At 70.9% G+C, this 17,314-nt stretch carries 15 protein-coding genes, 2 tRNA genes and 1 pseudogene; 5 read left to right on the forward strand and 13 right to left on the reverse strand.

Going from position 1 to position 17,314, the window contains the following annotated elements:
* The 6 genes and pseudogenes from FV223_RS06240 to FV223_RS06265 all read right to left on the reverse strand — a co-directional run.
* A pseudogene (locus FV223_RS06240) lies at positions 1-387 on the reverse strand (hypothetical protein); the annotation flags it as partial.
* Positions 388-490: 103 nt separating this feature from the next.
* The gene (gene hisN / locus FV223_RS06245; protein ID WP_147725993.1) at positions 491-1,279 is read right to left on the reverse strand and encodes a histidinol-phosphatase; all 789 of its coding nucleotides are present in this window, start codon (positions 1,277-1,279) and stop codon (positions 491-493) included.
* 58 nt (positions 1,280-1,337) lie between these two features.
* Positions 1,338-3,308: an AI-2E family transporter gene (locus tag FV223_RS06250; RefSeq protein WP_147725994.1), complete on the reverse strand. Its 1,971-nt coding sequence runs from the start codon at positions 3,306-3,308 to the stop codon at positions 1,338-1,340.
* Between the two features lie 123 nt (positions 3,309-3,431).
* On the reverse strand, positions 3,432-4,889 hold the full coding sequence (locus FV223_RS06255) for an MmgE/PrpD family protein (protein WP_147725995.1): 1,458 nt from the start codon (positions 4,887-4,889) through the stop codon (positions 3,432-3,434).
* Between the two features lie 178 nt (positions 4,890-5,067).
* Complete coding sequence (locus FV223_RS06260) at positions 5,068-6,363, reverse strand: nicotinate phosphoribosyltransferase (RefSeq protein WP_147725996.1); 1,296 nt, start codon at positions 6,361-6,363, stop codon at positions 5,068-5,070.
* A gap of 153 nt (positions 6,364-6,516) precedes the next feature.
* Positions 6,517-7,020, reverse strand: coding sequence for a pyridoxamine 5'-phosphate oxidase family protein (locus FV223_RS06265; RefSeq protein ID WP_147725997.1), 504 nt, complete (start codon positions 7,018-7,020; stop codon positions 6,517-6,519).
* Between the two features lie 224 nt (positions 7,021-7,244).
* Between FV223_RS06265 and FV223_RS06270 the strand changes: the two genes are divergently transcribed.
* Entirely contained in the window at positions 7,245-8,384 is a 1,140-nt protein-coding gene (locus FV223_RS06270) for an Mrp/NBP35 family ATP-binding protein (protein WP_147725998.1), read from the forward strand.
* 8 nt (positions 8,385-8,392) lie between these two features.
* Positions 8,393-9,019: a molybdenum cofactor guanylyltransferase MobA gene (gene mobA / locus FV223_RS06275; RefSeq protein WP_147725999.1), complete on the forward strand. Its 627-nt coding sequence runs from the start codon at positions 8,393-8,395 to the stop codon at positions 9,017-9,019.
* Positions 9,020-9,091: 72 nt separating this feature from the next.
* Here mobA and FV223_RS06280 read toward each other — a convergent pair.
* From FV223_RS06280 to FV223_RS06290, 3 genes are all read right to left on the reverse strand, one after another.
* Positions 9,092-9,167: transfer RNA gene (locus FV223_RS06280), tRNA-Phe, on the reverse strand.
* 99 nt (positions 9,168-9,266) lie between these two features.
* Entirely contained in the window at positions 9,267-9,461 is a 195-nt protein-coding gene (yacG, locus tag FV223_RS06285; protein WP_147726000.1) for a DNA gyrase inhibitor YacG, read from the reverse strand.
* Positions 9,458-10,111: a Maf-like protein gene (locus FV223_RS06290; RefSeq protein ID WP_147726001.1), complete on the reverse strand. Its 654-nt coding sequence runs from the start codon at positions 10,109-10,111 to the stop codon at positions 9,458-9,460. The genes yacG and FV223_RS06290 overlap by 4 nt, the downstream gene beginning before the upstream one ends.
* Before the next feature lie 289 nt (positions 10,112-10,400).
* Here FV223_RS06290 and FV223_RS06295 point away from each other — a divergent pair.
* Positions 10,401-10,474: transfer RNA gene (locus tag FV223_RS06295), tRNA-Gly, on the forward strand.
* A gap of 140 nt (positions 10,475-10,614) precedes the next feature.
* On the opposite strand, the gene FV223_RS06300 is transcribed toward FV223_RS06295, so the two are convergent.
* The 3 genes from FV223_RS06300 to FV223_RS06310 are packed head-to-tail and all read right to left on the reverse strand — an operon-like array spanning position 10,615 to position 13,449.
* Positions 10,615-11,295 carry a TenA family protein gene (locus tag FV223_RS06300; protein WP_147726002.1) on the reverse strand — a complete coding sequence of 227 codons (681 nt, stop codon included), beginning with the start codon at positions 11,293-11,295 and terminating at the stop codon, positions 10,615-10,617.
* Between the two features lie 47 nt (positions 11,296-11,342).
* Complete coding sequence (locus FV223_RS06305; RefSeq protein WP_147726003.1) at positions 11,343-12,017, reverse strand: response regulator transcription factor; 675 nt, start codon at positions 12,015-12,017, stop codon at positions 11,343-11,345.
* Positions 12,018-12,063: 46 nt separating this feature from the next.
* The gene (locus FV223_RS06310; protein WP_246689618.1) at positions 12,064-13,449 is read right to left on the reverse strand and encodes an ATP-binding protein; all 1,386 of its coding nucleotides are present in this window, start codon (positions 13,447-13,449) and stop codon (positions 12,064-12,066) included.
* 210 nt (positions 13,450-13,659) lie between these two features.
* Between FV223_RS06310 and FV223_RS06315 the strand changes: the two genes are divergently transcribed.
* Both FV223_RS06315 and FV223_RS32380 read left to right on the forward strand, forming a co-directional pair.
* Positions 13,660-14,556: a hypothetical protein gene (locus tag FV223_RS06315; RefSeq protein ID WP_147726007.1), complete on the forward strand. Its 897-nt coding sequence runs from the start codon at positions 13,660-13,662 to the stop codon at positions 14,554-14,556.
* A 283-nt stretch (positions 14,557-14,839) separates the two neighbouring features.
* Positions 14,840-15,841 (forward strand): hypothetical protein, encoded by a 1,002-nt coding sequence (locus tag FV223_RS32380; protein WP_147726004.1) that lies wholly within the window; start codon positions 14,840-14,842, stop codon positions 15,839-15,841.
* Between the two features lie 48 nt (positions 15,842-15,889).
* Here the strand turns inward: FV223_RS32380 and FV223_RS06325 are convergent.
* A partial coding sequence (locus FV223_RS06325) for a DEAD/DEAH box helicase (RefSeq protein WP_147726005.1) occupies positions 15,890-17,314 on the reverse strand: 1,425 nt, incomplete at its 5' end.

Raw genomic sequence — 17,314 nt, forward strand, 5'->3', positions numbered from 1 at the left:
ATCCCGGTAGTATCGCCGGAGCAGCCCGGCCGCGGCGTCGGCGCCGTCCGCCGCGGTGGCGAAGCCGGTATGCCCCTCGGCGTCGGCACCGATCTCGCCCGACCAGCGCGCGCTCTTGATGCACCAGTAATTGTTGAGCTTGGCGCAGCGTGCGACGTAGGCCGGCTCGGTGGGTGCCACCTGCGCGACCAGGGCGAGCGAGACCGGCCGAAGCTCGGTACCGGCCTGGCCTCGCCAGTTCGAGACCGCCCGCGCGACGTGCTGATAATACGGTGCCGCCTCGACCGACGGCGTTTGCAAGCCGACCGCGTGCGCCCGGAGCGCGTCGACAGACCCTTCGGCCAGCGGCGGCAGCGTCGTCAGGAGAAGGAGTGCGGCGAGGAGCACGGGCAGCCGGGAGGAAGCGTTGCGGACGACCAGGAACGGCCGGGGCGCATGGACGGTTCAGTTCGTCGAGACGGGTCGCAATGTGGTTTCGGGCGCCGACCGGTTACGGGTTGAGAATCGCCAGCGCCGCCGCGTGCATGCGCGGATCGCCGGCGGCGACGATGCGGCCGCCGCTGGTCGCGGGACCGCCGTCCCAGGCGGTGATGACGCCGCCCGCACCCTCGACGATCGGGATCAGCGCGACGATGTCGTAGGGCTTCAAGCCGGCCTCGACGACGAGGTCGATCTGGCCCGAAGCCAGCATGCAATAGGCGTAGCAGTCGGTGCCGTAGCGCGACATGCGCACGCGACCCTCGATGGCCCGGAACCGATCGGCTTCCGCGCCGTCCGTGAACAACCGCGGATCGGTGGTGGCGAGCATCGCCGCCGACAGGTCGGAGCAGCGGCGGGTATGGAGCGTGCGCTCGCCGCGCGAGCTTCGCAGGCGTGCGGTGCGTCCATCGCCGGTGAAGCGCTCGCCGAGATAGGGCTGGTGCATCAGGCCGCGCACGGCGCTCCCTTTCCGGGTCAGGCCGATCAGGGTTCCCCAGGTCGGGATGCCGGTGATGAAGGCGCGGGTGCCGTCGATCGGATCGAGCACCCAGACGCATTCCGCGTCGAGCCGCTCCGAGCCGAACTCCTCACCGAGGATGCCGTGGGCGGGAAACCGACCGCGAATCATGTTGCGCAGGACCAGCTCGGCGGCGCGGTCGGCCTCGGTCACGGGATCGAACGCGGCCGTGCCCGCCGCCTTGTCGGTCAGCGCATACTGGGCACGGAAGAACGGCAGGATCGCCTGGCCCGACGCGTCGGCGAGATCGTCCATGAACCGGCCGAGTTCGACGACGCTCATCGGCTTTTCCCCGTTCGATCCTGCATCGCGGCAGGAAGGCGGGTTTCGGCCGTTTCCGTCAAGCCTGCGCAGCCACCGGCATGGGGGACGGCTCCGGCTCGGCGTGCACATGGGCCAGCACCGTGTCGACGGCGCTGGCGAGCGACGAGACGTGCTCGGCCGCCGGGATGCTGCCGCGGCCGGCGGCATCGTCGTCCGCTTGCCACAGCCCGACGACGATCGGGACGTCGGGCATCCGGCGCCGAAGGCGATCGACGAGCCGTCGCAGGTGCCCCGGCTCTCCGCTGATCGCCAGGGAGACGATGCAAGTCATCTGCGCCTCGCCGGGGTCGAAATCGGCGATCTTCGCGCGCGACACGTCGCCGAACGGTACGATCCGCGTCCCGAGCCCGCGCTTGGCGAGGAGCTGTGCGAGGATCGCGGCCGCCGGCGTGTCGATGAAGCCCCGCCCCGCGACGCACAGCACCGCGCCCTCGCGAGACCACGCCGGCGGGATCTCCTCCCGGCTTGGCTGCGCCGCTTCGGGATCGGCCTTCGCATCCCCCTTGGCACCGTCGTCGGCATCGGCCGCAGGCGCGACGGGAACCCGGTCGTCGCGCTCGGCGAGCGCGTCGACGAGCTCGCTGACGGAGGCGCGGATGTCGGTCTTCTGCTCGAGGGTCAGCACGCCGCGGGCGGCGTCGCGGGCGGCGAGCTCGAGGCCCTTCAGAACCACGTCGTCGTAATAGGCCGACAGCGAGCAGGTCTGCAGGATCAGCTCGGCGTGCTCCTGCGCCTCTTCCGGGTCGTCGGCGAGGATGCGCTGGTAGAAGTTCTCGACAGGCGTCAGGGCGGCGCGGTTGCCGAACAGCACGTCGAGGAACTCGAGCTTGTCGATGTGCCGCCCCAGCACGACGAGGCAGACCGTCAGCGGCGTCGAGAGCAGAAGCCCGACGGGCCCCCACAGCCAGGTCCAGAAGAGAGCCGAGATCAGCACCGCGAACGGCGAGAGGCCGGTGGAATGGCCGTAGAGCATCGGCTCGACGATCTGGCCCGTCAGCGGCTCCAGCACCAGGAACAGGATCGCGGTGGCGATCACCATGTCCCAGCCCGGATCGACGGCCGCCGCCAGCAGGAGCGGCAGCAGGGCCGAGAGGAAGGCGCCGATATACGGCACGAACCGCATCATCGCCGAGACGATGCCCCACAGCACCGGGTTGGGCACGCCGATGACGTAGAGGCCGATGCCGACCACCAGCCCGAAGGCGGTGTTGAGCGCCAGCTGCACCACGAAGTAGCGGCTGAGCCGCCGCGCGGCGTCGTCCATCGCGACGGTGGTGCGGTGCAGGTCGCTCGATCCGGCGAGGCGGATCATCCGGTCGCGCAGATCCTCGCGCTGCATCAGGACGAACAGCAGCACGACGAAGACGATGCCGGTGGTGGCCAGCGGCTGCATCACCGGGGAGAGCAGGGTGCTCGCCGTCTCCAGCGGGCCGGGCGGCGTCTGGCGCATCTCGACGAGGACGGGAGCCGGTTCCGAGGCCGGCCGCGCCGGCTTGGTTTCGGGGCCGGGCTTCGCCTCCGCCGCGGGCTTCGGCGCCTTCTCGGTGTTGCCGGCATCGTGGATCGCCCGGCCGATATTGGCGACGTAATCGGTGAGATGCGCGACCGGGCTGTCGCGCAGGCCCTCGATCTTGCGCTCGATCGTCGAGCGGTAGCGCGGCGCGTCGCCGACGAGGCCGGCGACCTGGACGCCGATCAGCGTCGCCAGGGCGGCGACGATGCCGAGGGTGAACACCACCGCGGAGCCGACCGCGACGACGCGCGGCAGGTGCCAGCGGCGCAGGAGCGCGACCAGCGGTCCGAGCACGAAGGACAACAGAACCGCGATGACGATCGGGATGAAGATCTCGCGCCCGACATAGAGCGCCGCGATGATGATCGCGCTGACGAGGACCGGTGAGACCAGCGCCGATTTCGGGGTCTCGGCGGCGGCGATCCGGGTGGGAGACGGCACCGGGATGGGAGGGTCGTCTGTCTTCGTCGCCATGCCGCCACCGAACCGTACGCTCACGCCCGCAACGCCCGTGCATTCGCCGGTGCGAACGGGGAACGGCACGGCGCCGCGAAACGATCCCTCCCGTTGCGGCGGGTTTTCACGGGCTCGTGATCGTCAGGCTTGCGCAACCCCTGCGCGAATCACGTCGCCGACATCCTTGAGCGTATCGAGCGACCAGCACAGGCTCATCACCCGGCGGGCCTGCGCCGCGGGCAGCACGCCGTCGGCGAGATCGGTGAACTTGCGCTCCAGGGCGGCGTCGCTCATCGGACGCTCGACGCTGCCGATCGCGTGCTCGATGCGGCGGTGCAGCGTGCGCCCGTCGGCGAGCGTGACGGTCATGTCGACCTGTGCCGCCGCGATCCCCGGCGTGACAACCGGCACGACCTTGTCGCGCAACGCGACGACGACGGGATCGCGAACGGCGCGGTCGCTGAACTGCTTCTCGCCGGCCGCGCCTTCGACCAGCGCGACGGCGACCGCGTGGTAGATGCTGAACTTGCCTTCCAATCCCGCCTGCGGGGCGGTCTTGCCGGTGAGCTCGAGCACGAGGGGATGCACCTTCAGGTCGACGCGCGCGATCTGCTCGGGCTTGAGGTGCTCCTCGTCGCGAAGCTGGATCGCGGCATCGATCGCCGGATGCATGACGATGCCGCAGGCGAACGGCTTGTAGGTGTTGAGCAGGCTCTCGTACCGCGTGCCGAGCCCCTCGGTGATCTCGCGATAATCCCGCTTGGTCGAGACGGTGTTGGCCCAGCCACGCTTGGCCTCGATCATGCCGTCCGACGAGGTGAAGCCCTTGGCCGCGAGGATCGCGGCGAACAGGCCGTTGGCCGCGGCGCGGCCGGGGTTGAAGCTCTTGTTCATCGAGCCGAACGATTCGCGTAAGCCCACCGGCTGCGAGGCGGCCAGCCCCAGGGCGAACACCATCTGCTGCTCGGTGAGGCCCATCAGCTTGCCGGCGGCGGCCGCCGCCCCGAACACGCCGGCGGTGCCGGTGATGTGCCAGCCGACGTCGTAGTGGTTGGGATAGACCGCGTTGCCGATCCGGCACTCGGTCTCGATTCCGAGCACCAGCGCGTCGAGGAAGTCGCGCCCCGAGACCGGGTGCATCTCGGCATAGGCGAGGATCGCCGAGGCGACCGGGCCGGCCGGGTGGATGACGGTCTTCAGGTGAGTGTCGTCGTAGTCGAAGATGTGGCTCGACACGCCGTTGAGGAACGCCGCGTTCATGATGTCGAAGCGCTCGGAGCGGCCGAACAGGCCGGCCTGGGGCGGCCCCGAGAACGGCGCGAGCGCGGAGACCGCCACGTCCAGCGTCTCGTGATGCGAGCCGCCGATGGCGACGCCGACCCAGTTCAGGAAGGTTCGCGTCGCCTCTCGGCGCACCGCCTCGGGCAGATCCTCGAACCGGGCGTTCACGACCCAGCGCGCCAGCGTGCGGGTGACGTCCTTCGCCTCGGCTGGCTTCGGTGCAGGAGCATCCGCGGCATGTGCCGAACCCCCGAGGGTGGGGCCTGCGAGCGCCAGACCCGCTGCTCCGATCAGCGCGCGTCGATCGATCCGTGACATGGCATCCGCGTCCCTGCTGTTCCGGCTTGGTTCGCGCGCCTCCTCGGAAGGCGACGCGCCGGTATCGGGGCGGGACATAGCGCACGCCCACCACGAACGGAGACCGCGTAATTTCAATCTTCAGTCTGTGACACGACTTCAATGGAAGCTGCGCCGGGGGCCGGCGCGATCGGCCGGCTCAGACCACCACCGCCATCGCATCCTGCGCGCCGACGCCGAACACCCGCTTGTAGCGCGCAACGGCGTCCGCCGGCCCCTGCGCCTTGGTCGGGTTGTCGGAGATCTTCACCGTCGGGCGCCCGTTGGCATGGGTCACCTTGCAGACGATCGAGATCGGATCGAGCCGGCCCTCCGGCACCAGCCCGCGAAAATCGTTGGTAAGCAGGGTGCCCCAGCCGTAACCGATCCGCAGGTGCCCGTAGAAATGCGCGTGGATCCGCTCGATCGTGTCGATGTCGAGCCCGTCGGAGAAGATCGCGAGCTTTTCGCGCGGGTCGGCGCCGCGGGAGCGCCAGAACGCGATCGCCTCCTCGCCGCCCTCGATCGGGTCCTTCGAATCGATGCGGATGCCGGTCCAGTCGCCGAGCCAGTCGGGCGCGCCGGCGAGGAATCCGGTGGTGCCGTAGGTGTCGGGCAGCACGACGAGAAGGTTGCCCTCGTAATCCTCCTGCCAGTCGCGCAGCACGTCGTAGGGCGCGCGGGCGAGCGCCGCATCGTCCTCCGCCAGGGCCGCGTAGACCATCGGCAGCTCGTGCGCGTTGGTGCCGACCGCCTCGACCTCGCGGCGGAGCGCGATCAGGCAGTTCGAGGTCCCGAGGAAGCGCTTGGAGCCCAAGCCCTCGTCCATCGCCTGCACGCACCAGTCCTGCCACAGGAAGCCGTGCCGGCGACGGGTGCCGAAATCGGCGATCGACAGGTCGGGCAGCTTGCGCAGGCGCTCGATCTTCTCCCAGACCCGCGTCATCGCCCGCGCGTACAGCACCTGCAGGTCGAGCTTGCCGAGGTCGCGCAGGACGGCGCGCGAGCGCAGCTCGTTCAGTATGGCAAGCGCTGGCACCTCCCACATCGTGGTCTCGACCCACGGTCCGTGGAAGGTGAGCTCGTACTGCCCGTCCCGCGCCTCGAGCTGGTATTCGGGCAGCCGAAACCCCTCGAACCAGGCGATGAAGTCGGCCGACAGGATGCGGCGGCGCCCGTAGAAGGCGTTGCCGCGCAGCCAGGTCGCCTCGCCACGCGACAGGCGCAGGGAGCGGGCGTGATCGAGCTGCTCGCGCAGCGCGCCGGCGTCGACCTCGTCGGCGATGCGGATGCGGGTCGTGCGGTTGTTGATGCCGAAGGTCACCGCCACGTCGCGGTGTCGGCGCAGGATCGTCTGCGCCATCAGCAGCTTGTAGAAGTCGGTGTCGAGCAGCGACCGCACGATCGGGTCGATGCCGAAACTGTGGTCGTGCACCCGCCGCGCGAGATCGAGCATGTCTTTGGAACCTCGGGGCGGGCGTCACGGAGCCCCGAGGGCGCATGACCGGCAGCCCTGTGTCAACGGAGGCGGCGGCGCGGGCACGAAAAAGGCGGCGCGCCGCACCGGGCACGCCGCCTGTCGTCGCGAAGGCGGCTCAGGCCGCCGCGATCAGGCGAGGTCGACCTTCTTGGTCTCCGTCTTCGGGCTCTCGCCGGTGAGCGAGGCCTTCACGTAGCCGAACAGGTGCAGCATCTTGCTGTTCGGGCTGTCCCAGTACTCGCCCTGCTCGGGGTGGATGCGGAGCAGCGCCACCTCGGGGTCGTCCTTGCCGTTCGGGAACCAGGTCTTCAGGCTCTCGGTCCACTTGGCGTCGATGATCGCCTGGTCGCTGACAATCTCCGCCTTGCCGGCGATGGAGACGTAGGTCTGGCTCGACGGGTCGGAGTACGACAGGTTGATCTGGTTGTCCCGGCCGATCTCGGCGGTCTTGGGCGAGTGCAGCTTGGTGAAGAACCACAGGTCGCCGTTCTCGTCGATGTCGTTGTTCCACATCGGACGGCTGTTGAGCGTGCCGTCGGCGTCGGCGGTGGTCATCATCGCCACTTTGACGTCCTTGACCAGCTCGAACAGCTTCTTCGCGCCCGCGTGGTCGCGGTGATTGCCCTGATGCATCGCTTAGGTCTCTCCAGATGGTGACGGCGCACCGGCTCTCCCTGCCGCCCGCGCCGGCGGTCGTTTCACAACGGATGACGCATCGGTTGGTTCGATCGCCTGCGCACAGGCGCCGCATGGTGGTAGGCCCGCTTCGGCTGGCGTTTCCGGCACGGCTGTTTACATGGGCCGGAACCATCCCTTTCGAGATCCAGAGACGCCGGACGCGGCGAAGGAGGCCGACCGTGGCGATCACCCGAGACGACGTGCTGCGCGCGCTGCAAAGCGTGACCATCGATACCGCCGGCACCACCCTGCCGGCGTCCGGCCGCCTGTCGCAGGTGGTCGTCGACCCGACCAACCGCGTGATGTTCTCGATCCTGATCGACGCCAGCGAGGCGGCGCGCTTCGAGCCGATCCGCCGGTCGGCAGAGGGCAAGGTGCTGTCGATGCCCGGCGTCTCGGGCGTGTTCGCGAGCCTCACCTCCGAGCGCGGCCCCGGCATGCCGGAGCAGAGCAAGGCCGCCCCGGTTCCGGTGAATGCCGCGCCGCCGCGTCCCGGCGCGCCTCCCGGCCAGGGGCCGGCCCTGCCGGGAGTCCGCCACATCGTGGCGGTGGCCTCGGGCAAGGGCGGCGTCGGCAAGTCGACCACCGCCTGCAACCTCGCCCTCGCCCTGAAGGCGCAGGGCCTGAAGGTCGGCCTGCTCGATGCCGACATCTACGGTCCCTCGGTGCCGAAGCTGTTCGGCCTCTCCGGCAAGCCGAAGGTGGTCGACAACCGCAGCATGGAGCCGATGGAAGGCTACGGCCTCAAGGTGATGTCGATCGGCTTCCTGATCGAGCCCGAGACGGCGATGATCTGGCGCGGCCCGATGGTGCAGTCGGCGCTGACGCAGATGCTGCGCGACGTGCTCTGGGGCGAGCTCGACGTGCTGATCGTCGACATGCCGCCGGGCACCGGCGACGCGCAGCTCACCATGGCCCAGGCGACGCCGCTCTCGGGCGCCGTGATCGTCTCGACCCCGCAGGACCTCGCGCTGATCGACGCGCGGCGCGGCGTGACGATGTTCAAGAAGGTCGCGGTGCCGATCCTCGGCGTGATCGAGAACATGGCGACCTTCATCTGCCCGAACTGCAACCACGAATCGCACATCTTCGGCCATGGCGGCGCGCGGATCGAGGCGCAGCGCCTCGGCGTGCCGTTCCTCGGCGAGGTGCCGCTGAACATGACGATCCGGGAATCGTCCGATGCCGGCCAGCCGGTCGTCGCCGTCGCCCCCGACGGACCGCAGGCCCAGGTCTACCGCGAGATCGCGCGCAAGCTCTGGGACAACCTGACCGCGGCACCGGCCGGCCGGGCGGCGCCCAAGATCGTCTTCGAATAGGCGCGACGATGCCGCCGGTCCTGGGCCTGATCCTGGCCGGCGGTCTCGCCCGCCGCATGGGCGGCGGCGACAAGGTGCTGCGCACCCTCGGCGGCCGGACGCTGCTGGAGCGGGTGACCGGGCGCCTGGCGCCGCAATGCCCGGCTGGGCTGATGCTCAGCGCCAACGGCGACCCGACGCGGTTCTCCGGCTTTCCGGGGCCGGTCCTGCCCGACGGCGTCGCCGGCCATCCCGGCCCGCTCGCCGGCATCCTGGCCGGGCTGGACCATGCGGCCGCGTTCCACGCCGACGTGGACGCCGTCGTCAGCGTCTCCTGCGACGCGCCGTTCCTGCCGCTCGACCTCGTCGCCCGCCTCGCCGCAGCCCGGGAGGCGGCTGCGATCCCGGTCGCCGCCTCGGGCGATCGCGAGCACTACACCGTGGCGCTCTGGCCGATCCATCTGCGGGCAGAGTTGCGTGCCGCGCTCGTCGAGCGCAACGAGCGCCGCGTCGGCGGCTTCATCGGCCGTCACGGCGCCGCGGTGGTGCGCTGGCCGATCGAGCCGATCGACCTGTTCCTCAACGTCAACACGCCGGAGGATCTTGAAACGGCGGAGAGGCTGGCCGCGATCGTCGAGGGATCGGGCACCACCTGAGAGGGCGTCCGCGCAGGCACGAACGCGTTCAGCAGCCGCGGCTGCGAATCTAGTTCAGACGCTGGGGAGGGATGGTGCCCAGGGACGGAGTCGAACCGCCGACACTGCGATTTTCAGTCGCATGCTCTACCAACTGAGCTACCTGGGCCTTCGCCGATCCGCGTGGCGGCTCGACAGGGCGGGGGTATAGTCAGTGCCTCCGGGCCTGTCCAGCCTGATCGGGCGCATCGGCTGGATGATTTTCCCGCTATTCGTGCTCGGGTTTCCGGGCGGCCGGCAACGCGTCCTCGTCCTCGTCATCGGCGGCCGGGATCACGTAGCGGTCGCTGAGCCAGCGGCCGAGGTCGATGTCCGAGCAGCGCTCCGAGCAGAACGGCTTCAGCTTCGGATCGGCCGGCTTGCCGCAGATCGGGCAGGGGGGCAGCTTCGCGACCGTCGTCATGCCATCGCGCCCCAGCCGGCCCGCACCGGGAACCCCTCGCCGTCGAGGAGCGCCATCGTCTCGTAGAGCGGCAGGCCGACGACGGCCGAGTGCGAGCCGACGAGCTTGACGACGAAGGCGCCGGCCAGCCCCTGGATCGCGTAGCCGCCGGCCTTGCCGCGCCATTCGCCCGAGGCGAGGTAGCTGCTCATCTCGCGCTGGGACAGGCGCTTGAACCGCACCCGGCTCTCGACGATGCGCTCGCGCCGCGCGCCCTTCGGCGAGAGCAGGCAGATCGCCGTGAACACGCGGTGCTGCCGCCCGGAAAGCAGGCGCAGGCAGTCGGCGGCCTCGTCGGGCACCTCGGCCTTGGGCAGCACGCGGCGGCCGACCGCGACCACGGTGTCGGCCGCCAGCACCCAGCTCTTCCCGCCGTGCTCGTGGAGGTGGAGCGCCCCTTGCGCCGCGGAGAGCTTCAGCCGCGCGAGCCGCCGGGCGAGCTCGCGTGGCGATTCGGACTTCAGCGGCGTCTCGTCGACGTCGGCGGGAAGCAGGGCGTCCGGCTCGATGCCGATCTGCTGCAGGAGCGCGAGCCGGCGCGGCGAGGCCGAAGCGAGGATCAGCCGCGCGGGATTGTCCGCGGGCGCGGCCAGGGGGGAAGGGGCGTCCATGGATCTCGGATCGGTCCTCGGCCGGCGCCGCCCACCGGAGGCGGACGCCGCACGCATCGTGGGTGCAGGTCCGACGGGTGATAGTGGAACGGCGTCGCCATGGGAACGGATACGGCGGCGATGGCCTGCGCGCGGCGATCGTGTGGCCGCTGCCGGAGCATCGCGTGCCGGGCTGCCGCCCGAAGAAGATGTTTCGCGGTGCCCGTCCATGACCGCAGGACCATCGACCCCGTGGACAACGTCGGCGGCTCTGCTATGGTCCAGCCGCGCTGCCGAAACGCGGCCCGGCGCGGGCGTAGTTCAGTGGTAGAACGTCAGCTTCCCAAGCTGAATATACGGGTTCGATTCCCGTCGCCCGCTCCAATCCGATCGTTCTGCCCCTTTCGAATCGGTGGTGTGTCCCCCTCTCCCTTCGAGGAGGCGCGACGCACGCAGGTCGGGTCGAAACGGTCCTTACCGATGCCGGTGCTTAGAGCGCTGGATCGGCCGCACGAGACCTGCCGTCACACCGGCCAGGCGGCTTCGCGGTAGGCGCTGTCCCAGAACATCCATTCGAGCCTAGTCGCGTGGGTGAAGGCCTTGTGCATGCGCTCGCGAACGGTGGACGATGCCCCGCGGGCGGCTTCGTCCGTCGCCGCGATCATCCGGGCGACGGCGTCCTGGAAGTCCGTTCCGGAATAGGTGTCGATCCAGGCGCGATAGGGATTGCCGGCGCTCTCGCGCGCCAGGATGTCCCGCCCGACCTCGGCGTAGATCCAGAAGCACGGCAGCAGCGCCCCGAGCAGCACCTCGAACGGCTCGGCGTAGGCCGTCGCCATGAGATACGCGACGTAGTGATCGCAGGCCGGCGTCAGCGGCGTCGCCGCGAAGGCCTCCGTGCTGATGCCGTAGTCGCGGAAGAAGCCGCCGTGGAGCGCGCGCTCGACGACGATCGCCTCTTCCGCCGCCTTGGCGAACAGGACGATGCCGTCGGGCTCCGGCGCCTTGGCGGCGGCGAGACTCAGGGCGCGGCCGAAGCCGATGAGGTAATGAGCGTCCTGGACGATGTAATGCGTGAAGCGCGACCGGCCGAGCGTGCCGGCCGCAAGCTCGGCGTTGAACGGTATCGTACGGATGGTCTCGTTGAGCGCGGCGTTGCGCGCCCACGCGGCTTGCGAGAACGTGCCGGTTTCCGCATCGCCCATGGTTCGGCCTCTCGTCGTGTCGCGCGGCGCGGCCGCCGCCGGATCGGTCAGCCCTGACGCTGGGCTTCGGTGACGGCGACGTGGATCAGCTCGGCCAGCGTCCGCACGCCGAGCTTCTGCCGCATCTGCGAGCAGGCGTTGGTCACGGTCTTGTAGCTCACCGACAGGTCGGTCGCGATCGCGCCGTAGGATTTGCCCTGCGCGAGGCGCGCGAGGATCTGCTGCTCGCGCGGCGTCAGCTGGGATTCGGGGGTGCGGCGGGCGTCGGTGCGCAGCATCGCGACCTCGGTGGCGAGGCGCCGGTCGAGGTAGACCTGCCCCGCCCGGACCTTCTCGAAGGCCTCGAACAGCTCGGCCGAGGCGTGGTCCTTGAGCACGTAGCCGAGCGCGCCGGCCTCGAGCGCGCGTGCCACGATCACCGGATCGTTGTGCATGCTGAACACGAGGATGCGGGTCTTGGGCTCGACCGCGCACATGCGGCGGATCAGGCCGAGGCCGGCCAGGCCGCTGCCCTGGAACGTCAGGTCGCAGATCACGATCGGCGGGCGCAGGCGGTGGAACGCCCGGTAGCCGTCGACCACGGTGGTCGCCTCGGCCACCGTCTCGATGCCGGCATCCTCCAGCACCCGGCGGCAGCCCTGGAGCACGATCGGATGATCGTCGATCACGAGGACCGGCATCCGGGTCTCGACGGCGACGGGCTTCATGGCAAAGGCGTTCATCGAGCCGGGAACTTCATCGGGGGATCGCTCGGGATGGCGAGGCCGCTCAGGCGGATCGCACCGGGTCGGCATCGTCGCCCCTTTGCGCATCCACGGGAATGATAATGCGGACAACGGCGCCCGGGGGGTGCTTGTCAAGAACAAACGTTCCGTCCAGCGCTTCGACGCGCTCGCGCATGCCCGAGAGCCCGAGGCCGGTGCCGTGATCGGGCGCGAACCCGGTGCCGTCGTCGGCGATCGACACGACCAGCGAGCCGCTCCCCTCGCGCGCCTCGGCGGTGACCGTCGCGGCGTGGCCGTGACGCACGGCGTTGGTCATGCTCTCCTGGATGCAACGGAACACGGTGAGGTCGGCGAGATCGCCGTAGCCGCGGGCGAGCCCTTGGAACCGCCCGGTGAATCGGGTCTCGGGGTGTCGGCGGGCAAAGTCGCGCAACAGCAGGCCGAGGCAGTCGGCGAGCGGAACCTGGCCGAGCGCGTGCGGACGCAGACGGTTGAGCAGGTCGCGGTTGCGGCTCTGCACCTGACCGACGATCGCCGCGATCTCGGAGGCGCGCGCCAGGAGCTTGTCCCGGTCGGGCTCGGCCGTGCCGGTCGCGAGCCGCTTCACGGAAGCCGCGTTGGCTTCCAGGGCGAACAGGCAGGGGCCGAACTCGTCGTGCAGTTCCAGTGCCGTGCTGCGGCGCTCGTCGTCCTGCGCGGTCAGCAGTTGCCGCTTCAGGCGGCCGTTGGCGGCTCGGACGGCACTCAGCGCTTCCGCGACCTGGTTGAAGCGAATGGCGATCACCGCGAACTCGTGGGTCGCCGGGTTCTCGAGCCGCGCGGTGTAATCGTGTCGCTCGAGCTGGGTCAGGCCGTCGGCGAGGCGGCCCAGCGGCGCCAGCACGCGCCCGAGCGCAAGGTAGAGGGCTGCCAGCATCGCCGCGTTGATGCAGAACGTCGTCAGCGACAGGGCGCGCGCATAGACCCAGATCTCGTCGATCTCGTCCATCGGCTGCGTGGTGATCCGCGCGGTGCCGATCGTGCGGCCGGCGGTGACGATCGGCAGCTCATGCTGCTCGATCTTCGGCATGATCAGGTCTGCGAACCAAGCCGGCGCCGTCTTCTCCTGACGCGGCTGGCCGATCGGCGCGCCCACCGTCGCGCCCGCGGCGTCGCGCACCGTGACGCGGACGTGGCGCAGGATCTGGAAGCGCAGGTCGAGGGTCTGGAGCAGGCGTTCGGGCGGAGCCGCGTCGAGGAGGCGGATCGTGTCGGCGACGAGCGATTCCACGGTGGAGAGCGATGCCCGCGTCTCGACCTTCACCGCCGTGCGCGCGTTGATCACAATGACGCCGCAGGAGACCAGGGCCGCGACGACATCGATGGCGAGGACGACGGCGATCAGCCGCGCGCGGGTCGACCAGCCGCTCCAGAACCCGGCCGCCGGGATCGCCTGCGGTGGAACAGGGGAGGCGGTGCCGGGCGCGTCGTCCGGCGGTGTCGAGAGGGAGATCGGTCTGGCGCTCACGCCGCGCAGGGTGGCGGCGTCGCGCGGCGAAGTCCATGCCGCGCAGGCGCGTTCGGCATGCGGTCCACATCGCAGCCTTCGGTTGCAGACGGCGCTTGAGCCTCCGCGACGACCGGCGTAGCCGTGCCCACCATGGCCCTCGACGCGACCGATCGCGACATCCTCTGCGCCGCGCTCGCCGATCCCGCGAGCGCGTGGAACCTCGGCGCGTTCGGGGCGGCCGCCGAGTTCCGCCGGCGGCCGGACGAACCGTTCCGGATCCTTGGGGAGGGCCGGATTGGCCTGCGGACCGCCACGGGCGGCATCGCGCTGACGCTGACGGATGCGGTGCGACCGATCGCCTACGAAATGCCGGTGGGCGACGGATGGAGCCACGCGGTCGCGCTGTGCCTGCCGGCTGCGGATTTCGGCGCCGTCGCCTGCTCGCGGTTCACCGAGCTCGGCCCCGATCGCGAAGCGCTCGATCCGGCTCGGCGGGCGGCCGTGAGCTTCGATCTCGGTCTCGGCTCGGCGCAGGTCTCCGTCCGGGTCAGGACCGATCGGCCGGGACCGCTCGCGCGGCTCCGCGCGCATCTCGGCGCCGCACCGCCGGATTTCGATGGCGCGATCCGGCCGGAGGCGTTGGGCGGCGAGGCAGACTTGGTCGTCGTGGGACCGCTCGGGCGGATCGAGGTGTCGTCCGGCGCCGGCGATCCGTTCGGGCCGCGGGCCTACGTCGTGCCGAAGATCCTGCGCCGCCGCCGCACCCACGTGGCCACGGCGCCGATCCCGGCCGGCCTGGTGCCGGTGGCCCATCTCTACCCGCCCCATCCCTGTCGCGATTCCGCTTTGCGGCCGATCCCCTTCGAGCGTGCGCGGCACGACGCGTTCCAGGTTCTGCTCGCGCGCTGGGGCGATCGGGACGGCTTGACGCTGAAGGCGGCCGTCGCGGCCGGCGCATCGTCGCCCGTTCGGCCGGCGAGCCGATGGACCCGCGCGGTCGAGCGCGTGGCACGGGCGCAGGCCTTGCACCTCGCAGGTTGGCCCTGAGGCTCGACCGGGGCAGGACGCCCGCCGATACGAGTTCTTAAGCACACACCGTCTACGCAAGACCTCGGCGCGACGACGACTTCTCCACAGAAGATGCGACAGGTCGAAGCCCGGGGCTCGGCGCCGCGAAGCGGGGCGACATCGTTGCGCCGTATTGCCGGTTCTTGATCCACACTCGAGTTCCGCGTGCGGAACATCTTCGGAGGCGATGCGGCCGTGATGGGGAGATCGGTCGCATCCGCCTCGCGTGCCCGATGCAACCTCCTGCCATGATCGCCCCCCGATGAATGATCTCGCCCTCGACCCGTCCGAGACCCGGCAATCGCAGAAGACGGTGCCGCGTCCGGCCGCACGACGCCCCTGGGCCCGCATCGCGCTGTTCGGCGTGATCGGGGTGGCCGGGACCGGGGCCTTCGCCGCCGCGGCCAGCACCTACCTCTCAGGCCTCGCCGGACCGCAGCGCGCCAAGCCGATCGTGACGAGCCGGCAGGCCGCCGACTGGCCCGACCTGAAGGACGGGCTGCCGGCGCTGGCGACGGGCAGCCCCTCGTCGATCCCGAAGATCCGCGAGATCCTGCCGCCCGAGCCGGCTGAGCCCCCGGTCGTCGAAGCGCGGATCGATCCGATGCTGCGCGCGGGCTCCGTCGCCACCGACGCCGTACCGACATCTGCGACGCCCGCCATCACCCCGAACCCGCCCGTCGCCGCGAGCAAGCTCGCGACGCCGGCACCCGCGCCGAAACCGGTCCCGGCGCTTGTCGAGGTGCCGGTGATCGGCCCGGCCCGTCAGGCGACCCTGGTCGCGCCGGCCCGCACCGTGCCCGGCATCGCGCCGCTGGCGGCCGAGACCGTGCGCGCCAAGACCGAGACCGCGACCTACGCGGCCCTGCCGCCGGAGCCCCCGAAGGCGGTCGCGACCCGTCCGGCATCTTCGGTCGACGAAACGGCCAAGATCGAAGCGGCCAAGATCGAAGCGGCCAAACCTGAGCTGGCGAAGCGCGAGGCCGCGAAGCCCGAGCCTTCGAAGGCGAAGCCGCGGATCGAGGCGCACGCGAAGCCTCCCGCCGCCACGGCGGCACCAGCGGCGAGCAAGGCGGTCGCGGAAAAGCCGGCCGCCCGCAAGCCCGCGGCGGTCGAAGCCAAGGCAGTGCCCGCGGAAGCGCAGGACGAGGACACCGAGGTGTTCGGCATCAAGGTGCCGTCCCTGGCGCCGGCCGGGCGCAAGCTGCGCGAGAGCGTCGAGGCGCTCGGCGATGCGGTGAAGGGCATTCCCGACCGGTTCTGACCGGTCGGGTCGCTGCGAGGCAACGTCGGCCGCGCGCCGACGCCGCGCTCAGGCGCGCGGCTTGCGGGCGTAAGGCTTCGCCGCCTCTGGCTTGCCGATGTGGCGCTCGTGCTTGGCCGCGCGCGGGCTCTTGAAGCCGGCCGGCCCCTTGCGCTCGGCGACCGGGGCATCGCCGACCAGGGCCTCGACCTGGATCTCCGGCGAGCCGTTGCGGGCGAAGGCCTGCGCGAAGCGCGAGGCGGCGTTGCCGCGCACCTCGAACTTGGTCTCGCGGTCGAAGATGCGGATCGCGCCGATCTCCTGGCGGTCGATCCCGCCGCGGCGGGTCAGCATCGGCAGCAGGCGGCGCGGGTCGGCGTTGTCGCGCCGGCCGAGGTTGAGCCGGAACCACACCGCCGGGCCCATCGCCGCGATGCGCTCGGGGTCCATCGGATCGTAGGGCGGCCGGCTCGCGGAGCCGCGGCCGGACTGGTCGCCCGGATCGGTGACCTCCTCCGGCGCCGGCAAGCGGGTGCGGTAGACGCGGGCGAGGGCGGCGGCGAGCTCGAGCGGGGTGCGGCCGGTGATCAGCGTCTCGGCGAGGGCGAGATCCTCCTCGCCGGGCGCCTCGGTGAACAGCGGGTCTTCCAGCATGCGCTCGCCGTCGAGGCGCCGGATCTCGTCGGCCGACGGGGGACCGCCCCATTCGGGGCTGATCTTGGCGAGCTGGAACATCTGCTCGGCCCGGCGACGGCGGGCGTTCGGCACCAGCAGGATGCTGGTGCCCTTCTTGCCGGCGCGTCCCGTGCGGCCGCTGCGGTGCTGCAGCACCTCGGCGTCGTGCGGCAGGTCGGCGTGGATGACGAGCGACAGACCCGGCAGGTCGATGCCGCGGGCGGCGACGTCGGTCGCGACGCAGACCTTCGCGCGGCCGTCGCGCAGCGCCTGGAGCGCGGCGTTGCGCTCGCCCTGGCCGAGTTCCCCCGACAGGGCCACGGTAGAGAAGCCGCGCTCGGTCAGGCTCGCCTGGAGGTGACGCACCGCGTTGCGGGTGTTGCAGAACACGATCGCCGTCGGCGCGTCGGCGGCGCGCAGCAGGTTGAGCACGACGTGCTCGATCTCGCGCGGCACCACGCGAATCGCCCGGTAGGCGATGTCGGCGTGACCGCGGGTCTCGCTCTTCACCGCGAGGCGCAGCGCGTCGCGCTGGTAGCGGGCGGCGAGGCTGTCGATCGCCTTCGGCAGCGTCGCCGAGAACAGGAAGGTGCTGCGCTCGTTCGGCGTCGCCGAGAGGATGAACTCGATGTCCTCGCGGAAGCCGAGGTCGAGCATCTCGTCGGCCTCGTCGAGCACGACGGCCCTCATCTGGTCGGTAACGAGGGTGCGGCGCTCGAGGTGGTCGCGCAGGCGCCCAGGCGTGCCGACGACGATGTGCGTGCCCTCGTTGAGCGCGCGCGCCTCGCGGCGCGGGTCCATGCCGCCGACGCAGGCCGT

Origin of the sequence: Methylobacterium sp. WL116, assembly GCF_008039455.1 — a bacterium.
GTDB lineage: Bacteria > Pseudomonadota > Alphaproteobacteria > Rhizobiales > Beijerinckiaceae > Methylobacterium.